11 protein-coding genes and 1 pseudogene are annotated in these 11,447 nt (G+C 60.8%); 8 read left to right on the top strand and 4 right to left on the bottom strand.

Features of this window, described 5'->3' with window-relative positions; all coding sequences use genetic code 11:
- Positions 1 to 457 (top strand): integrase core domain-containing protein (locus FV226_RS25200; RefSeq protein ID WP_147765075.1); only part of this gene is annotated, 457 nt, incomplete at its 5' end.
- Positions 458 to 927: 470 nt separating this feature from the next.
- On the opposite strand, the gene FV226_RS25205 is transcribed toward FV226_RS25200, so the two are convergent.
- Positions 928 to 1,131, bottom strand: coding sequence for a hypothetical protein (locus tag FV226_RS25205; protein WP_147752119.1), 204 nt, complete (start codon positions 1,129 to 1,131; stop codon positions 928 to 930).
- Positions 1,132 to 1,355: 224 nt separating this feature from the next.
- On the opposite strand from FV226_RS25205, the gene FV226_RS25210 reads away from it, so the two are divergent.
- From FV226_RS25210 to FV226_RS25220, 3 genes are all read left to right on the top strand, one after another.
- Positions 1,356 to 1,874: a PAS domain-containing protein gene (locus FV226_RS25210; RefSeq protein ID WP_246691731.1), complete on the top strand. Its 519-nt coding sequence runs from the start codon at positions 1,356 to 1,358 to the stop codon at positions 1,872 to 1,874.
- Between the two features lie 115 nt (positions 1,875 to 1,989).
- Entirely contained in the window at positions 1,990 to 3,519 is a 1,530-nt protein-coding gene (locus FV226_RS25215) for an ADP-ribosylglycohydrolase family protein (RefSeq protein WP_147765076.1), read from the top strand.
- Entirely contained in the window at positions 3,516 to 3,845 is a 330-nt protein-coding gene (locus FV226_RS25220) for a hypothetical protein (protein ID WP_147765077.1), read from the top strand. The genes FV226_RS25215 and FV226_RS25220 overlap by 4 nt, the downstream gene beginning before the upstream one ends.
- A gap of 145 nt (positions 3,846 to 3,990) precedes the next feature.
- On the opposite strand, the gene FV226_RS25225 is transcribed toward FV226_RS25220, so the two are convergent.
- The 3 genes and pseudogenes from FV226_RS25225 to FV226_RS25235 all read right to left on the bottom strand — a co-directional run bounded on the left by FV226_RS25225 (position 3,991) and on the right by FV226_RS25235 (position 8,868).
- Positions 3,991 to 6,483, bottom strand: coding sequence for a hypothetical protein (locus FV226_RS25225; protein WP_147765078.1), 2,493 nt, complete (start codon positions 6,481 to 6,483; stop codon positions 3,991 to 3,993).
- Positions 6,484 to 7,111: 628 nt separating this feature from the next.
- Positions 7,112 to 7,757: pseudogene (locus FV226_RS29025) on the bottom strand (methyl-accepting chemotaxis protein); the annotation flags it as partial.
- A 172-nt stretch (positions 7,758 to 7,929) separates the two neighbouring features.
- Positions 7,930 to 8,868, bottom strand: a complete 939-nt coding sequence (locus tag FV226_RS25235; RefSeq protein ID WP_147765080.1) for a LysR family transcriptional regulator — start codon at positions 8,866 to 8,868, stop codon at positions 7,930 to 7,932.
- Positions 8,869 to 8,989: 121 nt separating this feature from the next.
- Here FV226_RS25235 and FV226_RS25240 point away from each other — a divergent pair, with 121 nt between their 5' ends.
- The 4 genes from FV226_RS25240 to FV226_RS25255 form a co-directional block, all read left to right on the top strand.
- A complete protein-coding gene (locus FV226_RS25240) occupies positions 8,990 to 9,607 on the top strand; it encodes a YceI family protein (protein ID WP_147765081.1) in 618 nt (205 codons plus the stop codon).
- Positions 9,608 to 9,628: 21 nt separating this feature from the next.
- Positions 9,629 to 10,237, top strand: coding sequence for a cytochrome b (locus tag FV226_RS25245; RefSeq protein WP_147765082.1), 609 nt, complete (start codon positions 9,629 to 9,631; stop codon positions 10,235 to 10,237).
- Positions 10,234 to 10,800 (top strand): YceI family protein, encoded by a 567-nt coding sequence (locus FV226_RS25250; protein ID WP_147765083.1) that lies wholly within the window; start codon positions 10,234 to 10,236, stop codon positions 10,798 to 10,800. Before FV226_RS25245 ends, FV226_RS25250 begins: the two co-directional genes overlap by 4 nt.
- Positions 10,801 to 10,903: 103 nt before the next feature.
- Positions 10,904 to 11,447: VOC family protein (locus FV226_RS25255; RefSeq protein ID WP_187278851.1), on the top strand; the 544-nt coding region annotated here is incomplete at its 3' end.

Raw genomic sequence — 11,447 nt, forward strand, 5'->3', positions numbered from 1 at the left:
CTTAGCGATCCGGGTCGCCCGCAAATTAAAGGCGATCGACGTCATCGACGTGCTCTCGGATCTGTTCATCGTGCGTGGCGTACCTGGCCATATCCGTTCGGATAACGGCCCGGAGTTCGTTGCGAAGATCGTACAAGCTTGGATCACCGGCGTCGGAGCAAAGACGGCCTACATCACGCCAGGCTCACCGTGGGAGAATGGCTACGTCGAAAACTTCAACGCACGGCTTCGCGACGAACTTCTGAACGGCGAGATCTTCTACACACTCAGAGAAGCGCAGGTCGTGATCGAAAGCTGGCGACGTCACTACAACGGCGTGCGCCCGCATGCCTCTCTGGGATACCGACCGCCGGCCCCGGAGGTGTTCATGCCAGCCTTCTCCGCCTGGCCGGCTGCGCTTGCCAGACCAGCTCCGCCGGCCAAGCTACCCGTGGCGGAGCGGCCCACCGTGCACTAACTTTACCCTTGGACCACCTCGTGGGGGCCGATCAATCTTTACCTCAAAGCGCACGAGATTATCGAGCAACACGGCACGCCCGAAATGCGGTCTCTCATGCGCCTTCTGTTGTTTCAGATCGGTCAAGAACTTGCCCGCCACGAGGCCGGATCGTAGATCACACTCGACTATGGCCGAGGTGCCGCCGTTGGAAGGCGAATATGCCAACTCACGCCAGCCTTTCGAACTTCTCTTGGGAGGTCTGCGAAGGGTCGGAAGCGGAAGTAAGTCAATCGCCCGAAGGCGGACTTTCCCAGGTTCCGAAGAACGTTCAAATGCTCCCCAAAAGGGCCGGAACCGTCTATAAGATTTTAATCACCAAGTAACGCATATTACCGAACAAATATCAGATTCTTAAATCGTGAGTTATTTCGCTTCAACAACTATTCTTATATTAACACCACAGGGCCGATCTGTAAGCGCCGCACTCATCACCCTTGATTTTCCTCCTCGGGCTCGGCGCTGTCCTTATCTTGGTCGAGGGTAGGCTTGAAGAAATCTACTACCGGCACCCCGATTGTCGAAGCAATCCGCTGCAACGTTAAAAGTGTCCGCGCGCGTTCCTCCGCCCCTACGGCTTTCTTCGGTAATCTTGACCGGAATATCCGGCCATCATCATCATCGCGTTGGCCCATCGTAACTTCGCCATTGCCCCGAGCCTTTTGATAGGTAGGATGGATTGGACGCGGGGGATAGAAAATAATGCTGTGGGGCGCCCGCTGGCGATGGATCAAAAGGGCATATGCCAAAAAGGTTTCAAACTGAGGCCGTTCAAGTCCCCTCAATGCTCTTCGCCCCTGTCGCGATCGGCCGTTGGGAGGATGATGTTGAGGCGAATCTTATCCGAGGCGATGCCGTCATGGCTCACCTATTCGGTCTGCCGCCGGAAGAAATGGCCGATGGCATTACGCTATCTCAAATGCTGTCTATGTTTCATCCGGATGATCGTGACGCAGACACCGCCCACCGACGCCGCGTCCGAGAAGATGGAGGCGCTTTCGCTTGGGAGCACCGCGTTGTGACTCCGGCAGGAGAGGTTCGTTGGATACTGGCTAGAGGTCAGTTCGTTCAGGACGCAAACGGTCGAGTTCGCGGGAGTGGCGTCGTAATCGACATGACCGATACGCGCGTTCACGATACTGGCCCTGGATCGGCAGCATTTCTCGCTGCGGACGGGGGAGGGCCGCCTTTGGAGCGTATGGCCGACCGGATTGTGGACGCCTGGGAAATGTCCGGCGGCGTTGGCTCTGACGATTGGGATCGACTTCGTCCGCTATTCGAGAACCTGTTATTTGAGTTGGGTCGCCAAATCGCCGCAACATTGCCTGATGATTCAGAAATCCTGACTGATAAACTGGGTGGGCATGGGATACATTGATATATTCTTAGATGAGTTAAAGCCAATCCTAACTTCTGCACACTGTAGCGACTAGTTGCGTCAATCTATCTCCACCTCGTTGTCTGTGGTATAATCATGACCGGAGACAACAAAAATGGACAAAGATGGATTTAACCCGGCGTTTGCAGTTTTCGGATCGCATAGCAGAAACAAGGGCCGCACTAGTATAACGCATCCTATTCGAATCGACGCGATATTTGCCGGTAAGGGTCTCGGGAATATCGGTATAACGTTCTGTCCGGGGAAGGTTCAGGCCGACGCTGCAACCGGATCATGGGCGCGCGACCTCCGAACCGACTTGGAAGCGATATCAGAGTGGGGAGCGAGCACGGTTGTCTCCCTCATTGAGACTCCCGAGATCGAAACGTTGCAGGTCGAGGCAATCGGTGAGGAATGCCGGCGGCTTGGCCTGACGTGGATTCACCTGCCGATCCCGGACGTTTCGACCCCTATAGAAGCGTTCGAAGCATCGTGGGTGACGGTCGGTGAGGGCCTACGCTCCGTCCTGCGCAACGGCTTCTCCATTACGGTGTTCTGTAAAGGCGGTTTGGGACGTTCCGGCACCATCGCGGCGAGACTTCTAACCGAGCTAGGTGCCGATCCTGCCGAAGCCATCAGGATCGTTCGTGAGGCTCGTCCAGGCGCGATCGAGACCGAGGCCCAGGAACAGCACATTTTACGGCGACGGAAAATACCCGAACGGAGCCCGGCCACGACGATCGATGCCATACGCGACCGTGCTCTTGGTGCACTGGTTGGCCTCGCGATCGGTGACGCAACAGGGACGACGATCGAGTTTTCCAGACGCGACACCTATCCTCCGATGACGGACATGGTCGGCGGCGGTCCGTTCAACCTCAAGGCCGGGCAGTGGACGGATGATACCTCCATGGCCCTCTGCCTCGCGGACAGTCTGATTGCCTGCGACGGGATCGATGAACGCGATCTTCTCGAACGGTTCTGCCGCTGGTTCGAGGACGGTGAGAACTCCTGCACCGGCACCTGTTTCGATATCGGAAACGCAACGGTTTCAAGCCTCCGTGCATACCGCGAGACGGGCGATATCCATGCTGCGTCCGCAGACCCTCGCAACGGAGGAAACGGTTCGATCATGCGCCTTGCCCCGGTGGCCATCCGCTACTGGAATGATCCGGAGAAGCTTCGGGATGCGGCACGTCGGCAGTCCGCTACCACACATCCCGCTGCCGAGCCCTGTGACGGGTCCGAGGCCCTTGCGGTGATCCTTGCGCGGGCGATTCAGGGAAAGCCCCTCAGTGAGGTCCTGAACGCACACCAAGGCCCATACACTGAGAAGGTTCAAAGGATCGCGGACGGTTCATGGCGAGGCAAGCACCGCGACGATATCCGATCCAGCGGGTATGTGGTCGATACGCTTGAAGCTTCGATCTGGGCGGTAGCGGCCTCAGCCGGCAGCTTCGAGGAAACCGTTCTGCGGGCCGTGAACCTCGGTGACGACAGCGACAGCGTAGGAGCCGTTACCGGATCGATTGCAGGGGCCATCTACGGTTGGTCGGGCATCCCAGAACGGTGGCGGAAAACACTTGTCTGGAATGTCTACATCGAGGCCCTGGGGAACGACCTTTTCGAGGGAAGCCTACGATGATCGAGAATGATGCCGAAATCCGTAGGACGGTGCTCGCTCGTGATGCCTTTCGTCGGGAAGCTCATCTGCCACCGCTGAACATCGAAGAAGAGGTCAGTAAAGGTTGCAAGCTCGCAGCAAGCAAGGCCGCGAGTGAGCTTTATGATGAACATTGCCAAAGGTATGCCTCTGACCGTCAACGTATCCGAGACGAGATTATTGCGGAGATGAGATCAGGTGGAAACTTGACCTTCCCTAACGATTGGGCGGGAAACTATCATTTATCTACCCTCGTCGAAAAACGCTTCCAATCCTTCTTGCTGAACGGTGTTGGTGACGCGAAGTGAAGTCAATTTACCCGGCACCACGAAAAATGTCGGATTATGATCACCCGTAGAAATGCCAAACAAGACTAGTTTTATGTTATGTACCCCGCATCGCCACGTGTTCTGGAAACGTGGCGATGCTCGTTAGTTTAATATGTTTCAGACTTTACTTGTTCGCCCACCGTTTCAGAGTCGTAATGAGTCGGTCAGCTTGCTTCCGCCTATCAATCGGACTGTTTGATGACAGAGCAGCCTCATGTAGCTTCTCTGTGACCATTCCCACTGGCAACCGCAGCTTGGTAAGGGAATGATACAACGACAGAAGCCCATCATGCCCCTCACCAGGAAAGACACCGATCCGATACCACTCAGTCATAGCTCGCTCGACACCACTAAGTTGATCACTACCAATCGAAGTGTCGTCCGAACCAAGTTCTGAGTATATAGTGGCATCGAAGTCCATACTATCATAGTCACAGATAAGGTTCGACAGCCAAGCATCAACGTCGATGGCTTCCCGATCATCAGCCTTGTGTTCTACGAAGAAGCTGTCCTTTACGTTCTTGGCCTGACAGGGAAGAGCGAATAGCGCACATGGATTTGGTCGGTGATCGATACCATGATGAGGTTGATTGCCAAGCCCGCTCGTTCTCACCGCCTCTATTGAACCTCGACAATACGCTTTCGATTCAAGGATGCAGACAATCTCTGAGTAGATTGCGCGATATTCCTGATCGTGCATAGGCCGATTGGTTGGAATATAGAGCCGATACCGAGGTTTCATCGCCGTATGTGAGAAGGTGTTATAGGCGACAACGTGAAGCTGCGGGAACTCGTCAGCAAAGTCTTCATGCCTCATCGTTCCGTTCTCGACATCAAGCCACATACCTCTCACAAACTCAACATTGTCATTTCCTCTGTTTGTTGTATCGGACTTACTGACGGAAAACATGGCACCGCTGACACATGGGATTTCGTTTTTGTTCCCATATTCGTTCTTGTGGTGGTTCCTGAGATAAGGAACGAACTGATTATCCGTGCAACAAATCGCTCTTGGTTCGGTACCATAATAGTTGATGAACTCAGATGCACGGAATCTTTGGACGAAATGGCTTATAGTCTTTATAGTGGTTTCGTCCGTCTTGTCATGAAAGGTTACTTCGTCAAGAATGTTCTCTTTCAGGTCAAGGCCGAAGCCCGCGCTCCGCGCATGATCATTCTTGATACGGGCTGCTGATTTCTTTCTTCGTTCCTTATCATTCGCATGTTTCCGTGGCCTACCAACCGCCTTCATCACTGGTTGGGTTAGTCCGAGCGAATGAACACGGGAACCAGGAAACAGATCACTCAACCAGTCAGCGGTCTCTTTCGATGCAACAACCCATGTTTTTGCTTCATGACTTTCATCATCGCGGATAGAAGTACGGCATATTGATTGATATATCGCGTGATTGGTGAAGGCACGGAACTGATCATTTAGACCGAACCTACAGAACTCATCAAGAAAGTTCCCGGCGTCAGATGTTGGATTGTTCGCGGTGATGACCACAGCATGGTGAATATGACGGAACATGTTAAGTCCGTGAGACACGCCTTTGATCAAATGACTTCCAGCAACCTGATTAAGGAGACTCATCAGCTTCACATCATTGTTCTCGACTCGAACGAACTCCTTTGAGCCCATCAGTTTCTCGGTAGCGACGATAAGGGGATTTGTCTTAGGGCATCCAAGAGCGTTACGTGTTTTCTTCGAATATTTCCGATCATAACCGTAGTAGATATCGATCGTATCATTGTGAGGATGTTTCAGGTCTGGAATGTTGCCTTCCTGAGACTTGATGCGGCCCCACCTAACGCCTTCCCGCTCCCACCAATGATACTGAAATGTCTCCTCAAATCTCGCGGCAGCTATCGTAACACTCGCGAACCCGTCCATGATCCGCGGCGAAAGCACAGAATACACGCACAGCTTACCGGTCTGGCTACGACGCTTGATCAACTCATCATGCGTCTTGTTTACCACATAACTATCATAGTAGGGAGATATCAGTCGGCCGGCTAGACTTTGGACTTGCTTGAAAACCTCGTCTTTCCCGACGTTCGTGGCAATCTCCTTCAATCGCCCAATGTTGATAGGTTCAACGCACCCGTATTTCCCAGAACGGTCCACCACCTTAATGTGATCGGTGATGATACTATGATAGTTTGGGAGGGTTTCCCCAAAGTAGTCGAACGCATTTAGGTTTTCGTCAATATACACATTCCAGCGTTCCGGGCGGTAAAAGAACGGGATTTTGAGAAAGGTTGAATGCGTGATTAGTACGATAACGCCACCAAGGTCTGCGTTATTCAAGTAGGCAATCAGTCGAAGCATTACCCTATGGTCGCTACCATCCCTCGAATGGAATCGGAGTACGCTTACCTGAGGATGTTCACGGCTGATGCTATCGAAGGTCTCGTCGATCAAGTCGGTAGTGGGTTGAACGATAAGGCACTTCTGGCCGTTCAGTGCCATTTTCGATGTCTGTTCGATAATGGCGGTTGTCTTGCCACCTCCGGCTCGACGCGAATCAAAGCGGAAACGTCGCTCTACCGGCCCCTGTTCGGCACCCGCCGGCGTACAATCCTCGCTAAAGTGATCATGGAATACATAAGTCATAGTGTTGTCTGATGCTCATTTTAGACACAAGCTCCTTGATTTCAGCCAACCGCGATTGCGTGAAGCATTATGCCACACACATGGATTGGGATTCTTGGATTGTGTAAGGACGTTTCAGTTGGCAACGTTCGCCGCAACCAACAATCCTAATATCTCTCATGATGTAAGTCCTGTCAATATTAACTTAGTTTGGAACCGACTTGCCGATATGACACATCTGGTTGACTGGAAAACGCGTTATTATAGTTCGCCCAACATTCGCCCGGGGGTTTTCGGAGCTCTATGAAACGCCCGATTCGCGGTGATTGGGAAGGGCGCGGAACAATGATAGTGAGACCTGAGAAAATGGTCGATTATGTCCCATTGACGGATACATCAGACTCTCATACAAACGGTCAAGCAAGTCGTCCTTAAGTCGTTGTTTTAGCTTGCAAGTGGATAGTATTCGGGAGTTCGATCCTCTCCACCGGCACCAGCTTGGCGCTCTGCGCAGCATCATCGTCCGCGACAAGACCGCGGTCGCCGCGAGCCCGCATCACCGCGCCGACCGACCGCGGTCATCACGCGATATCCCACCGCGTACCGGCGCGCATAAGCTGACAAAGCGGCAGGCGCGGCGGCCCGCAACTCATGCCGCGCGCACCGTCGCGAGGAAGCGGGTCACCTCCGCGCCGAGGTGGTCGGACTGGCGCGACAGCGCGGAGGCCGACGCGAACACCTGGGACGCCGCGGCCCCCTTCTCCTCGGCGGCGCCCGCCACGCCGGCGATGGTGCTCGTGACCTCGCTCGTCCCCACCGAGGCCTGGGTGACGTTGCGCACGATCTCCTGGGTCGCCGCGCCCTGCTCCTCGACCGCCGCGGCGATCGTGGTCGCCATGGCGCTCATGTCGCGGATGCGCACCGCGATCCCGTCGATCGCCGTGACCCGTGGCCGACTGGATCTGCGCGATCTGCCCGGCGATCTCGTGGGTCGCCCGCGCCGTCTGGCTCGCCAGCTCCTTGACCTCGGCGGCCACCACGGCGAAGCCGCGGCCGGCTTCCCCGGCCCGCGCCGCCTCGATCGTGGCGTTCAGCGCCGGGAGGTTGGTCTGCCCGGCGATGCCGGAGATCGGCCCGACCCCGTCGTCGATCTTGGCCGCGGCCCGGGTCAGGGCCTGGACGAGCTGCGCCGTCTCGTCGGCCTCGCCCATGGCCGCCTGCGCCAAGCTCGCCGAGCCCTGCACCTGTCGGCCGATCTCCTGGACGGAGGCGCCGAGCTCTTCCGCGGCCATCGCGCCGACTTCGTCTCGGCGGCCCGCACCGGGCACCGTCAGGCCGACGTCGCCCTAGGCCAGGCGGCCCATCATGGCGGTCACGCCCGTGATCGGGCGGGCGATGCCGGCATGCGGCGGCGGCAGGGCGCCGGCCGCCGAGGACCGCAGACAGGCTCTCAGGACCGTCCCGGCGTCAGCTCTGATCGGACTCGACCGAGAACCGCTTCATCATCTCGGCGCGGACGTGTTCGCGGAAGACCCGCACCCGTGCCGGCAACTCCCGCCCCGCGAGGCTCACCGCGCGCAACGCGCCCCCCGCGGTCGCCCAGGGCGCGAGCACCCGCACGAGCGTTCCGCTCTCGAGGGCGCGCGCCGCCACGGCGCTCGGCAGGTGGCCGATGCCCGCCCCCTCCTGCGTCAGCCGGAAGACCGCGGCGAAGTCGCTCGCCCGGATGGCGGGGTCGAGCAAGACCTGCTCGATCCGGCCGTTCCCGTCGTTGAGCAGGAAGCCCGTCGCGCCCGGCCGCTCCCGGGACAGGATCAGGTCGTGCTCCGCGAGCGCCGCGAGGTCCGCCGGCGCTGGATGCCGTGCGAGGTAGTCCGGGGACGCGTAGAGCCCGATCCAGAGGTTGACGATCAGCGCGGCCCGGTATCCGCTCTCCTCCGCGTCGCCGAAGCGCAGGGCGAGGTCGATCCGGTTGGCTGCGAGGTCGAGGCGCGCGTCGGTGTTGATCAGGTCGATGGTGATCTGCGGGTAGGCCCTGCGAAAACTGGTGAGGATTCCCGGCATGAGCTCGATGCCGAAGTCGACTGCGGTCGTCACGCGCAGGTGTCCGGCCGGGACGGTGCGGGCGTCGCGCGCGGTCTCGGCCGCGTCGTCGAGGAGCGCAAGGCTCTCCTGCGCCTTGGCGTAGAACGCGACGCCCTCGGCCGTCGGCGTCACGGCGCGAGGGTGCCGGGCCATCAGGGTGGCGCCGAGCGCCGCCTCCAGCCGCGAGATGCGCCGGCTGACGCTTCCCTTGGTCTCGCTCCGGCTGGCCGCCGCCGCCGTCACCGTGCCGAGGTCGATGACCGCGCAGAAGGCGCGCAGGTCGTCGAGGCGACCGCCGAAGGTTTCCGTTCTCGCAACCATGTAGTGCCGGATAGCAGGCTCAACCCCGGCCGCCAACGGGGCTAGGTGCAGGGTCAGTCGCGGGGGCGCTCGGCCCGGCCGTCGTGGTGGCGAGCCCCCGTCCACACCAAGGAGAAGTCCCTTGAAGTCCTTCCTCGGCTCCGGTCTCGCCTCCGGCCTCGCCCTCGCCCTGCTCGCGGGCACGCCGGCCCTGGCCCAGGCGACCCGCGACCCCGCCCAGATCCAGTCCGGCACCTACGCGGTCGATCCCGGCCACACCCAGGTCGGCTGGCGGGTGTCGCACATGGGCTTCTCGAACTACGCCGGCGGCTTCTCGGACGTCTCCGGCAGCCTCACGCTCGACCCGAAGAACCCGGCCGCCTCGAAGCTCTCGATCAAGGTCCCGGTCGCCTCGGTGACGACGACCAGCGCCAAGCTCACCGGCGAGCTCAAGGGCGACCAGTGGCTCGACGCCGGCAAGTACCCCGACATGACCTTCGTCTCCACCAAGGTCGCGCCGGCCGGCAAGGACCACGCGAAGGTGACGGGCGACCTGACGCTCCACGGCGTGACCAAGCCGGTGACCCTCGACGTGACCTTGGTCGGCGCCGGCGCCAACCCGCTCAGCAAGAAATACACGGTCGGCTTCGAGGCGACGGGGACGCTCAAGCGCTCCGAGTTCGGCGTGAAGACCTACGTGCCGCTGATCGGCGACGAGCTCCACCTGACCATCGCCGGCGCCTTCGAGCGTCAGGACTGACCGGTTCACAGGAGGATGGCCATGGCCCCCGTCGAGACGGCGCGACGCTACACGCTCGTGGCCATCCTTCTGCACTGGACGAGCGCCCTCTGCGTGCTCGTCCTGATCGGCCTGGGCCTGACCATGACCCATGCGGCGCTGGCGCCGATGCGCCAGTTCCAGCTCTATCAATGGCACAAGTCGGTCGGCGTCACGGTGCTGGCGCTGACGGTGCTGCGCGTCCTCTGGCGCCTGTCGCACCGGCCGCCGGCGCACCCGGCCGCCATGCCGCCGCGGGAGCGTCGCGCGGCCTCGGCCGCCCACGGCCTGCTCTACCTCCTGCTGGTCGGGCTGCCCCTGACCGGCTGGGCCGTGGTCTCGCTCTCCCCGTTCAACATCCCGACCGTGCTGTACGGCCTCGTGCCGTGGCCGCACCTGCCGCTGGAGGCGCTGGTCCCGGACCAGGCCGCGGCGGAAGGCGCCCTGAAGCAGGTGCACGCCTACGGGGCGTGGCTGCTGACGGCGCTCCTAGTCCTGCATGTGGCGGCGGCGCTGCGTCACCACCTCGTCCTGCGCGACGACGTCCTGCGCCGCATGCTGCCGGCCCGCACGCCGCCGGCCCCGTCCGAAACCCTGGGATCGCCCCGATGACCCTGCGTCACCTCCTCCTCGTCGCAGCCCTGCTGGGCGGCACGGTTCCGGCTGTCGCCGCCGAGTGGGCCGTCGATCCCGCCAAGAGCACCATCACGTTCGCGGGCGTGCAGGTCGGCGCCCCGTTCACCGGCCGCTTCGAGCGCTTCGACGCCAAGATCGCTTTCGACCCCGCCCAGCCGGAGGCCGGACATGCGGTGGTGCTGGTCGACCTCGCCAGCGCGCGGACCGGCGACGTCCAGCGCGACGCGGCCCTGCCGCAGAAGGACTGGTTCGACGTGAAGAGCGCGACCCAGGCCCGCTTCGAGGCGACCCGGTTCGTCGACAAGGGCCACGGCGACTACGAGGCGGTCGGCACGCTGACGATCCGGGACAAGAGCCGGCCGCTGACGCTGCCCTTCCACCTGACGCTCGACGACCGGCAGGCGCACGCCACCGGCCATGTCGGCCTCGTTCGCACCGAGTTCGGCGTCGGCCAGGGCGCGTGGGCCTCGGGCCAATGGGTCGCGCTGGAGGTCGGCGTCGATGTGGACCTCGTCGCCGCGACCAAGCCGGGCCCCTGAACCACGGCCCCCGCGGGACGCCTGCGACGACCGAGGGCCGGCGCACCGCGACGCGTCCTCTCGCCGAGACCGCAGCGGAATCCGGCGCTGAAAGGATACGGACATGGCAAACATCGTCGGCCCGACGCGGCCACCCGCCGAGGGGACCGGCTCGCTGCTCGACACGGCGCCCTATTGCATCGGAAGCGTCGCCCTGGTCGTCCGCGACCTCGACGTCCTCGCCGGCTTCTACCGCGAGGTCGTCGGCCTGACGACCGTCTCGCAGGAGGCCGACGTCGTGCGCCTCGGCGTCGGCGCGACGGTGCTGCTCGAACTCCGGCGCGACGCGGCGGCCCGCCCCTGGAGCCCCGGGGAGGCCGGCCTCTACCACACGGCCTTCCTGCTGCCGAGCCGGGGGCACCTCGGCGCGTGGCTCGCGCATGCGAGGGAGCGCGGCGTCCGCCTGTCGGGGGCGTCCGACCATGTCGTCAGCGAAGCCGTCTACCTCGACGACCCGGAGGGCAACGGCATCGAGGTCTACGCCGACCGCCCGAGTTCGGCCTGGCCGAAGGAGCCGGACGGCACGATCGTCCTGCGGAGGGACCGGCTCGATGTCGCCGCGCTCACCCAGGCCGCGTCGGGACCCTGGGCCGGCATGCCGCCGGGCG

This window comes from Methylobacterium sp. WL12, assembly GCF_008039475.1.
In the GTDB taxonomy this organism is placed as follows: Bacteria; Pseudomonadota; Alphaproteobacteria; order Rhizobiales; family Beijerinckiaceae; genus Methylobacterium; species Methylobacterium cerastii.

Coding starts and splice junctions, on each gene's coding strand:
- FV226_RS25205 (WP_147752119.1), bottom strand. CDS start 1,131: ATGGGCCAACGCGATGATGATGATGGCCGGATATTCCGGTCAAGATTA.
- FV226_RS25210 (WP_246691731.1), top strand. CDS start 1,356: ATGGCTCACCTATTCGGTCTGCCGCCGGAAGAAATGGCCGATGGCATT.
- FV226_RS25215 (WP_147765076.1), top strand. CDS start 1,990: ATGGACAAAGATGGATTTAACCCGGCGTTTGCAGTTTTCGGATCGCAT.
- FV226_RS25220 (WP_147765077.1), top strand. CDS start 3,516: ATGATCGAGAATGATGCCGAAATCCGTAGGACGGTGCTCGCTCGTGAT.
- FV226_RS25225 (WP_147765078.1), bottom strand. CDS start 6,483: ATGACTTATGTATTCCATGATCACTTTAGCGAGGATTGTACGCCGGCG.
- FV226_RS25235 (WP_147765080.1), bottom strand. CDS start 8,868: ATGGTTGCGAGAACGGAAACCTTCGGCGGTCGCCTCGACGACCTGCGC.
- FV226_RS25245 (WP_147765082.1), top strand. CDS start 9,629: ATGGCCCCCGTCGAGACGGCGCGACGCTACACGCTCGTGGCCATCCTT.
- FV226_RS25250 (WP_147765083.1), top strand. CDS start 10,234: ATGACCCTGCGTCACCTCCTCCTCGTCGCAGCCCTGCTGGGCGGCACG.